Origin of the sequence: Paenibacillus sp. Marseille-P2973, from assembly GCF_018101095.1 — a bacterium.
In the GTDB taxonomy this organism is placed as follows: domain Bacteria; phylum Bacillota; class Bacilli; order Paenibacillales; family Paenibacillaceae; genus Fontibacillus; species Fontibacillus vini.
Genome location: NZ_JAGQEH010000008.1, coordinates 19,258 through 36,778, shown reverse-complemented (window position 1 = coordinate 36,778; position 17,521 = coordinate 19,258). Strand labels below are relative to the sequence as shown.

Sequence of the window (17,521 nt, the reverse complement as noted above, 5' to 3'; positions counted from 1 at the left end):
ATTATGAGAATTTGTATAATAGCCGAGGGATCGTATCCCTATATCACCGGAGGGGTGTCCAGCTGGATTCATAGTTTGACGTCGCAGTTGTCGGAACATGAATTCATTATTTATTCGATTGGGGCACAGAGCAAAAATCGGGGAAAATTCAAATATCAGCTTCCGGCCAATATCATCGAGGTGAAGGAAGTGTTTCTGGATGCCTATCTGGATGAAACGGGCGAATGGGGAAGCCGATTCCGGATTAGCAAGCAGGAAGAAGAGATTTTGAGTTCGCTAATCAGCGGCAGGGCGACAGTGGATTGGGGGGGATTTTTTGATTTGATTCGCTCCCGCCAATTTCACCATACGGCTGATTTTTTGTCCAGTAAGAACTATTTCGATATGGTTGAGGAGATTTGCCGGACGGAGTATGAACTGGTGCCGTTTACCGAAATGTTTTGGACGATTCGTTCGATGATCCTCCCGCTTTTTCTTACGATTCGAAACGAAGTTCCCGAGGCGGATATCTATCATAGCGTCTCGACCGGTTATGCAGGTGTTATTGGAACGCTAGCCAAGCATCTGTATGGAAAACCGCTTATTTTGACGGAGCACGGCATTTATTCACGGGAACGGGAAGAGGAAATCATTAAGGCGGATTGGGTAAAGGGATATTTTAAAGATTTATGGATCAAGTATTTCTATACCTTGTCGAGCAGTATTTATGAAGCGGCGGACCAAGTGGTTACCTTGTTTAACCGCAATAAGGAAATTGAAATGGAACTTGGCTGCGACGGTTCGAAGATCGCCATCATTCCGAATGGAGTCCACATAGATAGCGGCTATACCAATAATCAAAATTCGGATGAACAAACGATAAGAATCGGCGCTGTTGTCCGCGTTGTTCCGATCAAAGACATCAAAACGATGATCCAAAGCTTTGCTTTGATTAAACGCGAGGTGCCGAATGCCACATTGACTATCATGGGTCCAACAGAAGAGGACGACACCTACTTCCAAGAGTGTCTTCAAATGGTGGAATCCCTTCAGGTTAAGGATATCGAGTTTACAGGTGAAGTCAAAGTGAAGGATTATCTGGGGCATATGGATATTCTCCTGCTTTCCAGTATTAGCGAAGGACAGCCTTTGGCTGTATTGGAGGGCATGGCCAGCGGCAAGCCGTTCGTATCCACTAACGTGGGTAGTTGCAAGGAACTTCTCTATGGAGTTGATGACGGCATCGGGCCTGCCGGCTTCATAGTACCCGTCATGCATTATGAATTTATGGCCCAGCGGGTTATCGAACTTTGCAGGAGCCGGGAACTTCGGGAAGAGATGGGGAGAAACGCATTGCAAAGAGTGACGCTTCATTATCAGCACCGCGACTTTATTGAAAATTACCGAAATTTATACGCTTCTTTGAAGGAGGTGCGTTATGGCCGGCATCGGGTTTGAATTAAGAAAGTTGTTTCGTGAACAAGGACTTCTCAACAACGTAAAGGCCTATGCATTCTCAGCCTTGACTACTGTCGGGCCCATGATCCTAAGCATGTTTCTGATTGTAGTGCTGCAACGGTTGATGACCTTCAATGAGGCGAGCTACTTGGATTGGGAATTGTACATTGCCACGGTGCAATACGCCTTCATATTCTCGATTATTATTACGAGCGGTTTATCTATGGTATTGACCCGGTATATCGCGGATATGATCTTCCAAAAGAAATATGACCGGATCCTATCGTCTTATTATGGGGCCTTAGCCGTGTGTCTTCCTTTCAGCGGATTAACGGCCTGGCTCTTTCTTCGGGGCGTAGCGGCGACTCCGGGTTATAAATTAGCCGCGTATTTATTTTTTATGATTCTGGTAGTGATCTGGTTTCAGTCGGTTTATTTGTCGGCTCTCAAGGATTACGTAAGAATAGTGCGAACCTTCGCTGTTGGAGTGTTAGTCTCGGTAGTCGCAGGCTGGATTCTGCTAAGTTATACGGAAATAAACCCGGCAACGGCGGCATTGGTCGCCATTGATGTTGGATTCGTGCTAATCGCACTGTTGTCATCCTTTCATTTTGAACAGGTATTTCCAGCGAGACAGGAGCGGCTTTATTTTGCTTTCTTCTCGTATTTTAGGAAGTATCCGTCCTTGTTCTTTATCGGCACATTTATGTATGCCGGGATCTATGTTCACTGCTTTGTGTACTGGTTTAGCTCTAAGGGGACGCTGGTTAGAGATCAATTTTGGACGTCGCCGTTTTATGACTTGCCGGTATTTTATGCTTTTGTTTCGGTCATTCCCACCTTGGTCACCTTCGTGGTCTCTGTGGAGACCCGCTTTTATGAGAAATTCAGAACGTATTACAATCAGGTAATTCATGGCGGAACTTATCAGGAGATGAGCAGGGCCAAGAAGGAGATGCAGAGAACCTTGATGCTGGAAATCAGCTTTCTGACCGAAGTGCAGTTGTTGTTTACGATAATCTCGCTTGCTCTGGGAATGAAATTCCTGCCGGGAACGGGATTTACGATGGAGCAGATCGATATCTTTACGATTCTGGCCCTTGGTTATTTCCTATTCATCATCATGTTCGTCCTATTGCATTTGTTAATGTACTTTGATGATCGCAAAGGAGTTCTTTGGATTAGCCTATTGTTCGTCGTTCTGAACGTGGCCATTTCTTATGCGACTTATAAAACAGACAGTGACGGATTAGGGATGTTTATCGCCTCCTTTTTAGGGTTAGCTGCGGCGATCTACAGGCTGATGCAAGTGCTTGGCAATATTGATTACTTTACCTTCTGTATGCAGCCCATGCACACTATGCGGCCAAAGAACCAGACATTCCGCAAAATTCCCGGAAAGTCGCTCTCTATTATTGTTTCGGTCTCGCTACTCGCTGTTTTGCTGAGCGCTTGTACAGCAACATCATCAATTGATTCCGGCACTGTCTCGGGCGAAGCGGTAGCAGCCTCCGTCGTCGGATCGGAGAAGATGGAGCAGGATATCAGTCGTCTTCAAGAAGATAAGCGGGTTTATGAACGGGATGAAGATTCTTCGATAAAAGCGTTGTATGTAACGGTTCTGCCGCAGAACCAGGAGAAAGCGAAGACCGGGCTCAATTGGTATGCATTGAATCGGATTACCGATCATTACAGTCAGGATAATATGAAGGTCATTGTTCAGGAGGGGGCCGTCGACGGCAGCGGACCGCAGCAGGGGATGTTCGGTTACGGAATCAGCGAGTTCAACGGCAAAATTAGTCTGCGTGGTAATACGGCTCGGTATGCTTCGCAGAAGTCTTATAAGATTCGCCTGAATGAAGAAGCGGGAACCTGGTTGAACCAGCGGACGATTAATTTGAACAAACATGCCTTTGACTTCTCAAGAATTCGCAATAAACTGACGTTCGACCTCTTGGAGAAGGTTCCGGATATCACCAGTTTGAGAACTCAATTCGTCCATCTGTATGTGAAGGACTTATCCGAAGGGGCTAATCCTGGCGGCTACGAAAATTACGGACTCTATACTCAAATCGAACAACCGAATGAAATGTTTTTAAAATCGCATTGGCTTGACCCTTACGGTCAGCTTTATAAAGTAGCTTTCTTCGAATTTTTTCGTTATCCGGATCAAATCAAAGAACTATCGGACCCAGGGTATGACAAGGCAGCTTTTGAGTCGATTCTCGAGATTAAAGGATATGAGGACCATGACAAGCTTATTGCTATGCTGAACGATGTCAACGATATGTCGATACCTATTGATAAAGTCATTGAAGAGCATTTTGATTTGGATAATTACCTGACCTGGCTGGCCGTAAATATATTGACGGACAATATGGATACGGACGCGAATAACTTCTATCTGTATTCTCCTTTAAATTCGGACAAATGGTACTTTCTCCCGTGGGATTATGACGGGGCTTGGGGTGTCCAGCGAATGGAGAAGAGTATCAGTGATTACCAGAACGGGCTCAGTAACTATTGGGGAAGCGTACTTCACAATCGTTATTTCCGAAGTGAGGCTCATATTCAGCAGCTCAAGGATAAGATCGAAGAAGTGTCCAAATACATTAATAAGGATACGGTGACCGCCCAAATGAAGCTTTATGAAGGTACGGTCAAACCTTATTTGGAAAGCGCACCTGATATTAAGTTTCTGCCGCAAATGACGAGCCGATTATCGGAGGAGATGGAGTATATCGCCCAGGTTCCGGAGATGGGGAAAAAGCTGTTTCTAGAAGATTTGGAGAAGCCTAAGCCATTTTATTTGGACGATGTGAAGACCGAAGCCGACGGTAAACAGACGTATAGTTGGGGGTTGTCTTATGACTTCCAAGGGGATGACCTTCTATATGACTTATCCGTAGCTAAAGACCCTGAATTTACTCAGGTTGTCACTACTAAAAAGGACCTTTCTAATAATACTGTCACGCTGGACGGGCTGCCGAAAGGAATCTATTACTGGAAGGTAATCGTGCGTGATACTCAGGGGCATTCGCAGATCGCCTTCGACAAATATTTCGATACTGAGGAACAGCCCTATTATGGAATAAGGGAATTTGAGGTGGAATAACTGTGCAATTTCAAGGAAGAAAGCTGCGTCATGAATTCAAATATTATTTGAACACACACGAATACCTTTCTCTCAGCCAAAAGGCCGCGGCGTTGCTTCGGATGGACAGCCATTCGCCCGGCCGGGAGGGCTACGGCATACGCAGCCTGTATTTCGACGGGGTTCATGACCATTCGTTGCACGATAAGAACAATGGAGTTTTTGCGCGAGAGAAGTACAGGATCCGCATATATAACGGAAGTAAGGACCATATTTCTTTGGAGCGGAAAAGTAAGTACGGTGATTATGTATGTAAGGATGCAGCCCGGCTAACACACAGGGAATACGAGTCTATCATGAACGGAGACGCAGAAATTCTCTCAAAGAGGGAAGAAGCGTTGGTACAGCAATTTCGGACAGCGTTGGTGCATCGAGCGTTTCGCCCCGTTGTAATCGTCGATTATATTAGGGAAGCTTATGTATACGATCTGGGTAATGTAAGAATTACCTTCGATAAAATGCTTTCGGCAGGTGTTAATACCGTAGACTTGTTTGACGACGCCATGGTGTTAAGAGAAGCGATTATGGGCCCGCTGACCATTATGGAAGTGAAGTACGACTCATTTTTGCCCGTTCATGTCCGTCAAATCATTGAGACGGAAAAACATGTCCGTTCTTCTATTTCAAAGTATGTCATTTGTCGGGAAGCCCGGTATCGGCACTTTAAAGAATAATTACAGGGGGAAACAAAGTGGGAGATAACCTGAATTTTGATAACATTATCAAAAAGAGCGTTCTAAATCTGGAGGCTTTTCGTAATATATCTTATATTGACGTTTTTTTAGGACTTCTATGTGCTTTTATTATCGGGATGTTTATTTTTTGGGTTTATAAAAAGGCATTTCGAGGAGTTGTGTATAGTTACAACTACAATGTATCCTTTGTTCTAATGACGATGATTACAGCATTGGTCATCATGACGATCAGTACGAATATCGTGCTTTCGCTCGGAATGGTAGGGGCCTTGAGCATCGTGAGATTCCGGAACGCTGTAAAAGACCCTCTGGATATCGTATATATGTTTTGGGCTCTTGCGGCAGGAATTGCATCGGGGGCGAAGTTGTATCCGATTGCCTTATTCGGTTCGTTACTAATTGGAATGACCTTGTTATGGCTATCTCGCCGCAAAATCAGAGAGCAGCCTTTCCTGCTGATCATCCGCCACACAGAAGAGGCTGCGAATGAGGTTAGGGAGCAACTGCGCAAGTTACCGTATCGCCTAAAGTCAAAAACGGTAAGAAGGGAATTTACCGAACTTACGGTTGAACTGCGACTTAGGGACGACAATACGGCGTTCCTTCATTCGATTTCCGATATTAATGGAGTTCAGGATGCTTCTTTGATCAATTATTCCGGTGATTACGCTCAATAAGGCAGATAAAACTGCTGAAAATCATAATTTTTCACAAAACAGTACCCTTATAATTCCCAAAGGTGTAATATGGAAGTAAGAAAATCTAGTTCTTTATTACTATTTTTGGAGACGTGAATTAGATTATGAACAGGGAACAAGAAATTCACCGGCGAAATGTATTGATACTGAAGCTGCTGTGGGGCTTCTATGCAATTTCTCTAGTGGTAAATCTGGTTGTGGACCAGAGCATCTATGTCCTATATCCCCCCGTCGGCCTGGGGCTGGGTATTGTTTTGCTGCTGCTAGTGGCAAGCAAACGTTTCTCGGAACTGACGATGTTTTTGATGATTACTTCGTTATATGTGTTTTTGCTGGCGCTTACTTTAAACTATCCTTATTTGGTCAACTTCATTTTTCTAGGCCTGATTCCTTTGTTTGCTTTAATATATCTTGATTATCGGGCTGTCTTACTCGCTGGTGCTTTGTACCTTGCAACCGCTATTTATATGTTCAATGTGCTGCACGATGAAATGTTTGCGGGAGTTGACCGCAGCGATATTGCCTATGTCGTCGTTTTTGGATTGTTTGCAACCGCATTCTGTCTCTATTTCACCAAATTCATCAAATCTCTCTGGCTGAAGGCAGAACAGAGCGGCAGTCAACTCCGCAACATTTTGGAGAATGTTGAAATCGCCACCTGGTCATATCATTTGAGCGGAGGCGTCATGCAGCTGTCCGAAGGTATCATTCATATTACCGGAATGCCTGCGGAAGCTTTTGAGGGCGACTATCGGATGTTGACAGATATTGTATTGCCTGAGGACAAATCGCGGATTATGAAGGCCCAAAAAGAAATGGTTTTGGACAAGAAAAGCATTACGGTAGAATGTCGGATTGTCCGCAGCGATGGAGAGTACCGGTGGACGCAGATCCGGGGGAACCCCTTTTTTAACAGTACCGGGCATCTTGAGCGATTAGCGGGAGTTATAATAGACATAACAGAGCGGAAGAGGCTGGAGGAACAGGTAGAATACCTGGCCTACCATGATGAACTGACCGCCTTGCCCAACCGGGCCATGTTCAATATGCGGTTTGAACAATACATAAATGAAGGTATGAATCCTCTAACGATTATGTTTATCGATCTGGACAACTTCAAAGAGGTAAATGATGCTTTTGGCCATAGTGCTGGTGATTTACTTTTGAGGGGAATTGCCGAAAGATTGACCGGACATATTCGGGATACCGATATGGTCTGCAGGCTTGGTGGAGACGAGTTCTTACTGCTGCTAACCCACAGCGATTCGACGCATGCCTCCAAGGTAGCAGAGCGGATCATTTCAAGTCTTTCCATTCCTTTCAATTATCAAGGCTATTCACTCATCGCTACGCCAAGTATAGGGATTTGCGTATATGAGGGCGGTCCATGTGATTTGGACCAGCTCATCCGGGAAGCCGACGAGGCGATGTATGAAGCGAAACGGGAAGGTCGCAACCGGTATTTTATACATTCGGCTCTTTCCAGTATGAGTTCATATCCTTGAGTTTAAAGTCAATTGACCCAGTTTTAGCTCAGCAAGTTGAGCTGAAACTGGGTCTTTTTGGGTTAGGTCGTGCTAGATCATATGCATTATTCTAGTTCGCGCTAAGCCACGCTATGCAGATGAGAAAATGATGCGATAGTGCAGCTATTATTCCCCGGATCGGGTCGTAAGAGAAGGATTTCTGCATTTGTACAGGATTTCCAAGCACAACCGCTGTAAAAAGAGCCTTTTTGGTAAAAATGATGTATTTTTGCAGAAATGCTCTACGATATAAGGGTTAATCGGATCGAAGGATGTATAATTGCAGTATTTATCCTCCAATTCTACTCCATAATCCGGTTTATAATCTCGACAAGGCATGGGGCTGTAGCTCGTATCTGACGACATATTTTCCTTCTGCTCCGGTTACAGGAGAGAGCAGCCCTTCCAAACATAGAGAATGCAGAATTCGCACTGCTGTTCGATGGTTCACACTTAAATGGGTTTCCACATCGATAGGACGAACAGGACGCGCAAGAAGACAGGCCAACCGTAGGGTTTCTCGTTCCGCTACAGTTCTGATACTGACGGGGGAAGTTTCTGGGTGAAAACGACTTAGCACCATTCTTAGTAAAGTAATACATAGGTCAGGCCGATGAGCGACGTCGTCGTAGGCAAAAGAGATAACATGAAACCCCAAAGCCGTCAGAAATGTTTCCCTATTCAATTCATAACAATACTTTTGCCTGTCCATATCTCGAACATGCGCCCCGAAACCCTTGATTTCAATGACTAGCTTTATATGCTCGGTGAGAAATACAAAATCGCAGAAATAGGAAAATCCACGCCAATCCAGTACTTCGTATTCCGGATGCAATCCGGAAAAGTCTCCCCGTAGTGGCCACCAGACGTTGCTGCAAAATAGTTTTTCAGCTTCACGGTGACCTCGCTCCAAGCGGCCTTTACGTTCTCCGGTCCGACTTTGTAAATGATGCTTAACATAAGCTGCATGTGCGGTCTCAAAACTCATACGATATCCCTCCTAAAAAGATAAAACGCCCCATCTTCACTCTTATGGAATGAATCGGGGCGTTCTTCGCCATTTTGGATTATTATATTGGATTATTCTATCGCTCCCCATTATTCTTGCGGTCATAATAAATCGCGCCGAGCCACTGACTGGCGGCGAACAGCACGAACATTCCCAGCACCAGCAGAAACCGGTTGTCCCCTTTGCGTAAAATAAACTGCATGAGGAACAGGACTACAGCGATCTCCGTCCACATCAGTCCCCGCTTGCGGAGCGCTTTATAATCATAATCTCCTGTTCTTAATTTGCGCAGATTGATCCAGGCAAGGATCACCAGGATAAGGAAAAAGATCAATGAGCCGATAAGATCTTCTCTTTGGAATGAGCCCATTATGCAGATACCTCGCTTTATTTAGGATGGAGTCTGTTGTAAGCATTGTATCTTATGAGAGATAGCCCCGCAATTCAGTATTCATGGGATCTGGATCAAAGCAGATCCGTCCCATTGCCGAACGAACGAGGAGAATTCCTGACTAGGCAGCGGCTTGCTGAAATAATAGCCCTGGAATTGGTCGCACTCCAGCTCGGTCAAGTATCTAAGTTCATCCGGCGACTCGATCCCTTCGGCCACGACCCGCAAATCCATATGATGGCCGAGCTCGATGACCGCACGGACGATGGATGACTTCTTCGAATCCTCCACCAGGCCTTGAATGAAGGAACGGTCCAGCTTCATTTCGTTGATCGGCAGACGGTCCAATTGACTGAGCGAGGAATAGCCGGTACCGAAATCGTCCATCGAGATATGAATGCCCATCTTGCGCAGGTCTTCCATGACCTGTACACCGTACTCGACATTATGGATCAGCGTACCCTCGGTAATCTCCAGGACAAGGCATTCCGGCGCCAGGCCCGTTTCATTAAGGATGCGGGTAATCATCGGAATAAGATTGCTTTGATAAAAATGTCTCGCCGATATATTTACCGCTACCGGAAACTTGGCGAGTCCTTGGGATTGCCACGATTTATTTTGCCGGCAGGCTTCGCGAAGCACCCATTCGTCGATGTCGAGGATGGTTCCCGAGTTTTCCGCCAGAGGAATGAATTTCGCCGGCGAAACGACGCCAAAGTCCGGGTGCATCCAGCGGATCAGCGCCTCGGCGCCGATTACTTCGCCGCTTCCCGCATCGATCTTAGGCTGATAATACAGCGTGAATTGCCCGCCGTGCAGCGCACTTTTCAAATCGTTCTCGAGCTGCATATTTTCCGCGCGCTGATTTTCGATCAGGCTGTCATAAAAATGGTAGAATCCATCGCCCTGTTCCTTTGCAACATACATAGCAATATCCGCGTTGCGCATAATCTGATCCATTTCGTCGCCGTCGAACGGAAATACGCTGATCCCGACGCTTACGGACATATATAAGCTTCTTCCGTTAATATCAAATGGCTCATCCAGACAGTCACAAATGACTTGGGCGGTCCGCTGAACATCCGAAATATTCTCATAATGCAGGACGAACAGGAACTCGTCCCCGCTTAGCCGGAATACTTTGCATTGTTCGGAAACGATGCCGGAAAAGCGGCCGGCGACCTTATTCAGGAGTCTGTCTCCCACGGTATGGCCCAGCGTGTCATTGACCTGCTTGAAGCGGTTCAAGTCGGCAAACATCACGGCAAAAGGCAAAGTGCGGTCAGAGTTGTCAAGATCCAGCGATTTGGTGTACTCCAAAAAGTGCAACCGGTTAGGCAGGCCGGTCAGCTCGTCATAGTAGGCGAGGCTGTGCAGCTTCTTTTCCGATTGCTGCAGACGGTTGGTTTGTTCTTTTAACAGCAGATTGTTATGCTCGGAATCCTGGACCATATGGACAAGCTTGTTCGACATTCCCCGGAAATTGCGGATCAGCGACCGAATCTCATAAATCCGGCTTTTTGGCCATTCCGTCTTGTGGGCGGTGAATAGTTTTCCCGGCAGATTCGTGGTCAGTGCCGTCAGTCCAGTCAAACCCCGTAACAGCTGGCGGTTTATGATTTGGCCAACAATAGCTGCGCTAATAAAGAAGAGAATCAGGAACGCAAATTGGCCTGTGTACTGCCCGTAGACTTGCTCTTGATAATGCCGCATAGGCACCAGAACCGTCAGGTGCAAGGGCAGCGGGCCCAGATCCGTATTGTAAATATAGTCGGCTTCATGCCATTCCTGATCAGGCAGAATCCGGACCTTTTTCTCAGGAACGTGCAAGTAAAAGTTATCTTGAATTTTATAGTCCGAATCGGCGGGTTCAAAACGGGCCAAAGCCGCGGCATTGTCGTTGTTTCCGCTATCCGCGAGCACTTCCCCGGATAGGCTGGTAATGATGATCCGATATTGGTCTTCGGACGCGTACCGCTGGGCAAGAGTTTGCAAATTTCGGGCTTCCGGCGTGTCCGGGGATGTTAGCTGCATAGTATTCGCTTCAAAGTTTCGTATTTCCTCGTAGATGTGTCTCCCGGTGTTTGAGGCAAGCTGAAGCGAATAGTTGGACAACGAGGCATACGTATTCCAGCTATTATTGACGATGTAGAACAGAAAGGGCAGGGCGATCGAAACGATCATAATATGGAAAAGAACCGTGCTGAAATAAAGCGGTCTTTGTTGAAAGGCTAAGCCCTTTTTTAGCCGTCGATTAGGCAGGTACCTCCACAAAATATCCGCGAACAGAACATTGAACAATCCGTTGGCCGCCAATATAATGACCATCAGACCAATTTCTATAGAGATGGTTTGATAGGTAAGATAATAAACGCACAGCATGGCAGGGGCACCGATCAACAGCCAAAACAGGCCGTCCGCCAGAACTATCCGGTCCCGCTTGGACCAGCGCATCAGCAAGCCGAGTACGATCAATTCCAGAAGGAATATAGCTTGGGAATACGGCTTGTCCCAAACAAATATGGATACGGCATAAACGGCGGTCGCAGCGGAGAATCCGTAAATGGTTCCATAATACCGGGTGAGCAGTAATAGTACCATATTCGTAAAAGTCAGCGATAATCCGAAGATAAGGTGCAACTCGTGAGACTCACAAAACAGAGCGAGCGCTAGTCCTGCCAGAAATAAAGCCGGCAGAAGTAGAGACGATAATCTCTTTAGCGTCATACCTGACGATCCCCCTATAGCGAAAAGTGGTGAGAGTAATGGTTAGATTCAGGTGAGTAGGAGATAAGAGGTACAAAGTGTTACGATGCAGTGCTTAGTACCTAACTTCTTTCTACACAAACCCGGAATATCCTTTATTTTCTGACAATTCAAATGGAAAACACTTCCGATTGGGATTGTCAAGGACTTTTAAAACAGAAGATATTTCAAAAATTAGATATCATCTTTTTAAGATAAGTAAAAGGATGATGGAGATGGCGATACGAAAATTTTTCAAACTGGTGGAGATTCAGACAAAAGCGGCCAGCATGATCCCCTTTTTGTTGGGAACGGTCTACGCCTTGTTTCGTTTTCAAGAATTCCAGGTCGGACACTTCGTTCTGATGCTGCTTTCACTGCTAAGCTTTGATATGGCTACAACCGCGATCAACAACTATTACGATTTTAGAAAAGCTTCCAAAAAGCACGGGTATGGATATGAGGTCCACAACGCGATCGTCAAGTATAATATGAATCCCGGTGCGGTGGTTGCCATTATTGTTATTTTGCTGAGCATAGCCATTGGGGCGGGGATCGCTTTGTTTTTGGAAACAGGACTGCTGATTCTCCTGCTTGGCGGATTGTCCTTTGCGGTCGGAATTTTGTATTCGTTCGGGCCGATCCCGATCTCCCGCATGCCGCTGGGCGAAATTTTTTCCGGGCTGTTCATGGGATTTGTCATTATGTTTATCTCGGCTTATATCCATGTGGAGGAGAAGTTGGCTTCTCTGACTCTTGAAAATGGGACCGTTCTGCTGCAGGTTCAGCTTGTGGAGGTGATACTGATTTTCCTCGTCTCTATTCCTGCGATTCTGGGGATTGCAAATATCATGCTGGCGAACAACATTTGCGATCTGGAGGAGGACATTGAGAATAAACGCTACACGCTGCCGGTCTACATCGGACGCAATCATGCTTTGCGGCTGTTCCGGATTCTGTACTATGCGGCTTACGCTGATATCTTGGTCTTGTTATTCTTAGGCGTATCTCCATTCCTACTAGTGCTTGCGTTGTTGACGTTGATCCCTGTCCGTAAAAATATTCGCAAATTCTCGGAGATGCCGACCAAACAATTTACCTTTGCGTTATCGGTGCAAAACTTTGTTCTAACTAACCTGGCGCGCATCGCGGTATTGGGACTTGCGGTTCTGATCACGATGTAACTTACTTACAGCAAGACCGACCTTGGTTTGAAATCTGCGAGAAGATGCGGATGACTTGGGGCGGGTCCATATCGAAGCTAATACCGGGAGACCGCTGTTCGTGCGGTCTTCCGGTTTTTTGTAGTAAAATGAAAAGATAGCTTTGCTTGAGGTTATTCGGATGGAAAAAAAGTAAAGGAGATGGAGAACATGGGCGAGGAACAGCAGGGTGACAGAAAACGGAAAATCACCTTCGGTATCATGGGCGGAGGCTGGCGGGCCGAATTTTATTTGCGGATTGCGCAGGCGCTTCCCGAGGAATTCGCGGTCAGCGAAATCTGGATGCGCGACGAAGCCAAAGCGCGGGAGATGGAAAGCCGCTGGGGTATTAAAACAACCTCCGATCTGGACGGGTTTTTGGGCCGGCGAGACTTTTCATTTGCTGTATTGACCTTATCCCGAAGCGTAGCGGCGGAGTACATAGCAAAGCTGGCCGGCAGGGGGATTCCGGTGCTCACGGAGACGCCGCCTGGGGGAAGCCTGGATGAATTGCTCCGGCTGCACGATAAAGTCGGCAGCACCAATCTTGTACAGGTGGCCGAACAGTTTATCTACCAGCCGATGCATGCCGCAAGGCTGGCGGTAGTCCGCTCCGGGCTGCTGGGCGGAATATCCCACGTCCAGGTATCGGCGGGCCATGGATACCACGGGATCAGCCTGATCCGGCACCTGCTCGGAGTCGGCTTCGAGGACGCCGAAATCAGCGGCCGGCAAATCGTGACGCCGCTGACGCAAGGGCCGAGCCGCCGTGGCTTGCCGGAGCGAGAAACACTGGCCGACTCCAAACAGGACTTGGCCTTGCTCAGCTTCGGCGGGCGCAGTGCCCTGTTTGATTTCACCTACGACCAGTACTTCTCCTGGATCCGGCGGAATAGGGTACTCGTCCGGGGGCACCGCGGCGAGCTCGAAGGGCGGGAGGTCCGCTACCTTCGAGATTTCCGGACGCCGGTGACGATGGAGCTCCGGAGGATCGACGCCGGTCAGGACGGCAACCTCGAAGGTTATTTCCATGAAGGAATCCTTGCCGGGGCCGAATGGATGTACCGGAATCCCTTCCCCTTGGCCCGTCTAAGCGACGAGGAAATCGCCATCGCCACCAGCCTGCGAAACATGGGCGAATATATCGAAGGCGGACCATCCTTCTACAGCTTGGCGGAAGCCTCACAGGATCAATATTTGAGCCTGCTTATGGCCGAAGCGATTAATACCGGAAAGACAGTTACCTCTGTCCGGCAACCGTGGGCGATAAAGGCGGATCGCGGTTAAGACAGAACTAATATGAATCAAGTCTTAACTAGCTCCGAACCAGATCCAAACCAAGTCTTAATACGTAACCGAACCTAGGAACAACCCAATGTCCTCTCGAGGCGAACAAAACTGACGAAAATGTCTTTCAAAGAGTGGACACGATTCAGTAGAAGACATATACTGCTCCCCTTCAATGGATGTCTGTATATGGTAGGTGATCGAGGATTCGATGCTAAATATAGTAGTAAATAATCGAGGAACCATTTTAGGCTTGTGTCCACCTTTTGGTGGACATTTTCCTATTTTGTCCTCTACAAGAGAACAAATTGAGAAATAGTCTATGAAATATGCTAAATGTTGATGAGAGTCCCTTAACCTTCGCCCAAAAAGCTAAAAAACCAGCCTCCGCAGCAACACCGCGGGGGCTGGTTTTCGTAGAGAGTTCTAAAAGCGTCTTTTTGATTTCGGGGCGATCATGACGCCGGCGCCGATTATGATCAGGGCGATCGCCAGCAGAGGCTGCCCGAGAATCATCCGGTTATACAGTGTTCCGAGCGAGAAGACGGCAAAGAATAGTAGGGAAAGCGCGCCCAGAATATTGATTGGGATCAGCAGGTATTTGTTGCGATTTCCAAACCAATAGAACTCAAACAGTCCGATGGCGGGGGCTAAAATAAAACCGGGCCACAGATACTGCCAGCTGTCGAACAGGGTGGATAACTGGCAAACCAGTCCGACGGTAAACAGGATGCCTCCCGGAATCAGCAGTCCGATGGCTCTCCGTTCCGTTAAGGAGAAGTAGAGCCAGTGGAAAAACAGTCCGAGCGGTATGATGAACATGGTAGGCCAGAAATGCCCGAATAATGAGCCCGTGCTCATTGCTTCCTTACGGAAGAAAAATAAGTAGCAGCCGAGCAGGATCAGTACGGGGCCGATCCAAGATCTTTTATTCATGCGTATCGTATCTCCTTCGTCTATGTATTCATCTTCTCACAGCATACTATAAAAATTGCCAGGTATCTTCAGTCTATGGGGAAGTAAAAACCTGGACTTTGGTCCAGTTCGTGGCTTTCTAAAAATTCCCCGCTCGTCTATGAAAAAGATCATGTATAATTGAATAGTGATATTTTTAACACACTATAACATGGGAGCGTGAATTAACCGGTGAACATATGGACAACTTTCAGGAAAGCATCCCGGTTTCAAGTGATTCCCGTGATGCTGGTTCCTGTATTTCTCGGCGCGCTGGGGGCCTTTATGTGGAAAGGCGTGTTTCACCCGGTGCTGTTTGTCATTACACTGATCGGTGCGGGGGCGGCCCATCTGTTCTCGAATATGATCAATGATTTATGGGATTACCGAAATGGAGCCGACGTCGCGGCCAAAGAAACACCGGAGGTGATCTCGACGAACTCCGGTTTTCTGTCCGGCGGACTGATGTCCGAGCGGACCTTTTCGGCGATTACTTGGTCGCTGCTTGGACTGGCCGTACTGTGCGGCGTGGTGCTCAGCGTGTACAGCGGCTGGCCGGTACTCGTATTTGGCGGGTTGGGCGGGTTAATCGCTTATTTTTATGTGGCTCCGCCAATCCGGTTTGGATACCGGGGCAAAGGGCTGAGTGAAGTGGCTATTTTGCTGTCTTTTGGCGTGCTACCGGTAATGGGGGCTTATTATGTGCAGACACAGGATTTAAGCATCGATTCCGTGCTGCTCTCCATGCCGATCGGCTTGCTGACGACGCTGGTGCTGTTTAACCACCATTTTTTGCATTGGCAGGCGGACAAGCAGGCCGGGAAAAACACGCTGGTCGTCGTCTGGGGCGAAAAGCGTGCGCTGAACTTCTCGAAAATGATGCTTTTTCTGGCCTATGCCTTTCTGATTCTTTGCGCGGTGATCGGGACTTTGCCGCTTTATTCTCTGTTGGCGCTATTCACCATTATCCCCGTGTATCGGGTGTACGGTCGGCTGAAAGAGCATAATCCTTCCGCGGCCTACTTGCCGCTGATGGGTGCATCTTTGCAGGCTTCGATCCGCTGCGGGCTGATTATGATGGCGGCCCTGTTGGTGCAAGGACTGATCCAGCTTTAACACTATAATAATCTCATTCACAAAAATCACTTCTAAGAGAGAGGGCGACAATTCATGGAACAACAAAAAGTATTCGGCGATTTTCATACGATATTGAATGAGGGACAAGTTTGGAAAATAGGCGGCTTCCCGCTGCCCGACGGGTCATTTTGGGAATATCGCGAGCCGGAGGCCGTAGTTATCGTTCGTAACGGTATTCTGTACTGCCGTGCTCCGCTTAGCCGTCAGAATCATCAAATTCAAATTTTGGACAATGCCAAGCATATGTACTATTCCGTGGAGGACGTCGTAGTTCCTGAGTCCGGCGAGGTCAGCTTTGAGCTGCAAATCCGTGCCCGCTCGCAAAATACGGCGCCCGGCGATTTGTACGATGGCTATGTATCGTTGAACCTGCTTGACTTCACGACCGGCGCGGCGCTCGATTTCTTTGCGGGCAACGACAAATACGCGAGCGTCTATGCCGTTTTGCCTTTCCCGGGCGTGGAAGTGCCGGCCAGCGACAAGACGAAGTATTTTTGCGTGTTTAAGGAAGATACGGACTTCAAAGCGCGGGAATTCAACACTTATAAAATTACTTACAACCGCGGGAACGACGAAGTTGTCTTCTACGTGAACGGCACGGAAATTCGCAGAGAGAGCGGGGTACCGATCAAATTCAACCGGTTTACCATCGCGCTCGGAATTATGACGGAAAAAGACCTTACCCCGGAAGGCAGCGTATCGGTTCACGGTCAAACCGTAATTGCGGAATGGTCGCCTGTAACGGTAACGATTAAGGAATAAAAACCGGCCCGATGTCAAAGGCTAGAAACGGGCAGGATGCCTGCTTCAACATGCAACAGGATGAAGTTGACATCGGGAGGTTACAGACATGGCGAGCAAACGCGAGCAGCACAACCGGCGGGTCGGCAACGGCAGCAGCAACGCCCAAAATGCTTCAACAGGCAACGGCGGAGAAGGCCGGGCAGGGCGACTTAGCCAAATCAAGAATCATGCTAGCCCGGGGGATGACGTTCCGAATGAGTACATCTCCGGCGAGGATCTTTACGATCACTAAAATTATTAATTTGTCCTGAAGAATCAAAGGAGCCGTCCGCCTCAGCAATGTGCTGAAGGGGACGGCTCTTGTTTAATAGTGCAATTTATTTCTGGGTTCCATGCTGTTTGGTTGGCAGTTGGCCGGCGGGATTTCCTTTGCCCCGTTTCCGGTTGCGTTCGTCCTTGTCCTGCTTATCATGGACTTTTTCGACAAACTCATGCAGGTTCTCCACAGAATTTCCTCCTTCGCAAGAACATGATGAAATCTC

15 protein-coding genes are annotated in these 17,521 nt (G+C 47.5%); 10 read left to right on the top strand and 5 right to left on the bottom strand.

The features are described 5' to 3' along the window. The first annotated feature begins 3 nt into the window (after positions 1-3). The 5 genes from pelF to KB559_RS16280 all read left to right on the top strand — a co-directional run bounded on the left by pelF (position 4) and on the right by KB559_RS16280 (position 7,489). A complete protein-coding gene (gene pelF, locus KB559_RS16300; protein ID WP_211023006.1) occupies positions 4-1,437 on the top strand; it encodes a GT4 family glycosyltransferase PelF in 1,434 nt (477 codons plus the stop codon). Next, a complete protein-coding gene (gene pelG, locus KB559_RS16295) occupies positions 1,418-4,552 on the top strand; it encodes an exopolysaccharide Pel transporter PelG (RefSeq protein WP_211023005.1) in 3,135 nt (1,044 codons plus the stop codon). The genes pelF and pelG overlap by 20 nt, the downstream gene beginning before the upstream one ends. Before the next feature lie 2 nt (positions 4,553-4,554). Then, positions 4,555-5,265 carry a polyphosphate polymerase domain-containing protein gene (locus KB559_RS16290; RefSeq protein ID WP_244861348.1) on the top strand — a complete coding sequence of 237 codons (711 nt, stop codon included), beginning with the start codon at positions 4,555-4,557 and terminating at the stop codon, positions 5,263-5,265. Between the two features lie 137 nt (positions 5,266-5,402). Beyond that, the gene (locus KB559_RS16285; RefSeq protein WP_247681905.1) at positions 5,403-5,963 is read left to right on the top strand and encodes a DUF4956 domain-containing protein; all 561 of its coding nucleotides are present in this window, start codon (positions 5,403-5,405) and stop codon (positions 5,961-5,963) included. A gap of 125 nt (positions 5,964-6,088) precedes the next feature. Further along, a complete protein-coding gene (locus tag KB559_RS16280) occupies positions 6,089-7,489 on the top strand; it encodes a sensor domain-containing diguanylate cyclase (RefSeq protein WP_211023003.1) in 1,401 nt (466 codons plus the stop codon). 340 nt (positions 7,490-7,829) lie between these two features. On the opposite strand, the gene KB559_RS16275 is transcribed toward KB559_RS16280, so the two are convergent. The 3 genes from KB559_RS16275 to KB559_RS16265 form a co-directional block, all read right to left on the bottom strand. Beyond that, positions 7,830-8,498, bottom strand: coding sequence for a DUF559 domain-containing protein (locus KB559_RS16275; RefSeq protein WP_211023002.1), 669 nt, complete (start codon positions 8,496-8,498; stop codon positions 7,830-7,832). A gap of 97 nt (positions 8,499-8,595) precedes the next feature. Further along, entirely contained in the window at positions 8,596-8,889 is a 294-nt protein-coding gene (locus KB559_RS16270) for an FXYD domain-containing ion transport regulator (RefSeq protein WP_211023001.1), read from the bottom strand. An 81-nt stretch (positions 8,890-8,970) separates the two neighbouring features. Beyond that, positions 8,971-11,637: a putative bifunctional diguanylate cyclase/phosphodiesterase gene (locus KB559_RS16265; RefSeq protein ID WP_211023000.1), complete on the bottom strand. Its 2,667-nt coding sequence runs from the start codon at positions 11,635-11,637 to the stop codon at positions 8,971-8,973. 254 nt (positions 11,638-11,891) lie between these two features. Between KB559_RS16265 and menA the strand changes: the two genes are divergently transcribed. Together menA and KB559_RS16255 are read left to right on the top strand one after the other, a co-directional pair. Beyond that, complete coding sequence (gene menA, locus KB559_RS16260; RefSeq protein WP_211022999.1) at positions 11,892-12,839, top strand: 1,4-dihydroxy-2-naphthoate polyprenyltransferase; 948 nt, start codon at positions 11,892-11,894, stop codon at positions 12,837-12,839. 189 nt (positions 12,840-13,028) lie between these two features. Continuing rightward, a complete protein-coding gene (locus KB559_RS16255) occupies positions 13,029-14,144 on the top strand; it encodes a Gfo/Idh/MocA family protein (protein ID WP_211022998.1) in 1,116 nt (371 codons plus the stop codon). Between the two features lie 426 nt (positions 14,145-14,570). On the opposite strand, the gene KB559_RS16250 is transcribed toward KB559_RS16255, so the two are convergent. Beyond that, entirely contained in the window at positions 14,571-15,080 is a 510-nt protein-coding gene (locus tag KB559_RS16250) for a hypothetical protein (protein ID WP_211022997.1), read from the bottom strand. A gap of 210 nt (positions 15,081-15,290) precedes the next feature. Here KB559_RS16250 and KB559_RS16245 point away from each other — a divergent pair, with 210 nt between their 5' ends. The 3 genes from KB559_RS16245 to KB559_RS16235 all read left to right on the top strand — a co-directional run bounded on the left by KB559_RS16245 (position 15,291) and on the right by KB559_RS16235 (position 17,271). After that, on the top strand, positions 15,291-16,214 hold the full coding sequence (locus KB559_RS16245) for a prenyltransferase (protein ID WP_211022996.1): 924 nt from the start codon (positions 15,291-15,293) through the stop codon (positions 16,212-16,214). A gap of 54 nt (positions 16,215-16,268) precedes the next feature. Continuing rightward, entirely contained in the window at positions 16,269-16,997 is a 729-nt protein-coding gene (locus tag KB559_RS16240) for a DUF6081 family protein (RefSeq protein ID WP_211022995.1), read from the top strand. 88 nt (positions 16,998-17,085) lie between these two features. Next, on the top strand, positions 17,086-17,271 hold the full coding sequence (locus KB559_RS16235) for a hypothetical protein (protein WP_211022994.1): 186 nt from the start codon (positions 17,086-17,088) through the stop codon (positions 17,269-17,271). A gap of 85 nt (positions 17,272-17,356) precedes the next feature. Here the strand turns inward: KB559_RS16235 and KB559_RS16230 are convergent, their stop codons facing one another. After that, a complete protein-coding gene (locus KB559_RS16230) occupies positions 17,357-17,485 on the bottom strand; it encodes a DUF4023 domain-containing protein (RefSeq protein ID WP_211022993.1) in 129 nt (42 codons plus the stop codon). Positions 17,486-17,521 lie beyond the last annotated feature (36 nt).

What these genes read in the sequence shown, in the direction of transcription:
- pelF (WP_211023006.1), top strand. Translation starts at nt 4, where the DNA reads ATGAGAATTTGTATAATAGCCGAGGGATCGTATCCCTATATCACCGGA.
- pelG (WP_211023005.1), top strand. Translation starts at nt 1,418, where the DNA reads ATGGCCGGCATCGGGTTTGAATTAAGAAAGTTGTTTCGTGAACAAGGA.
- KB559_RS16285 (WP_247681905.1), top strand. Translation starts at nt 5,403, where the DNA reads ATGTTTATTTTTTGGGTTTATAAAAAGGCATTTCGAGGAGTTGTGTAT.
- KB559_RS16280 (WP_211023003.1), top strand. Translation starts at nt 6,089, where the DNA reads ATGAACAGGGAACAAGAAATTCACCGGCGAAATGTATTGATACTGAAG.
- KB559_RS16275 (WP_211023002.1), bottom strand. Translation starts at nt 8,498, where the DNA reads ATGAGTTTTGAGACCGCACATGCAGCTTATGTTAAGCATCATTTACAA.
- KB559_RS16270 (WP_211023001.1), bottom strand. Translation starts at nt 8,889, where the DNA reads ATGGGCTCATTCCAAAGAGAAGATCTTATCGGCTCATTGATCTTTTTC.
- KB559_RS16265 (WP_211023000.1), bottom strand. Translation starts at nt 11,637, where the DNA reads ATGACGCTAAAGAGATTATCGTCTCTACTTCTGCCGGCTTTATTTCTG.
- menA (WP_211022999.1), top strand. Translation starts at nt 11,892, where the DNA reads ATGGCGATACGAAAATTTTTCAAACTGGTGGAGATTCAGACAAAAGCG.
- KB559_RS16255 (WP_211022998.1), top strand. Translation starts at nt 13,029, where the DNA reads ATGGGCGAGGAACAGCAGGGTGACAGAAAACGGAAAATCACCTTCGGT.
- KB559_RS16250 (WP_211022997.1), bottom strand. Translation starts at nt 15,080, where the DNA reads ATGAATAAAAGATCTTGGATCGGCCCCGTACTGATCCTGCTCGGCTGC.
- KB559_RS16240 (WP_211022995.1), top strand. Translation starts at nt 16,269, where the DNA reads ATGGAACAACAAAAAGTATTCGGCGATTTTCATACGATATTGAATGAG.
- KB559_RS16235 (WP_211022994.1), top strand. Translation starts at nt 17,086, where the DNA reads ATGGCGAGCAAACGCGAGCAGCACAACCGGCGGGTCGGCAACGGCAGC.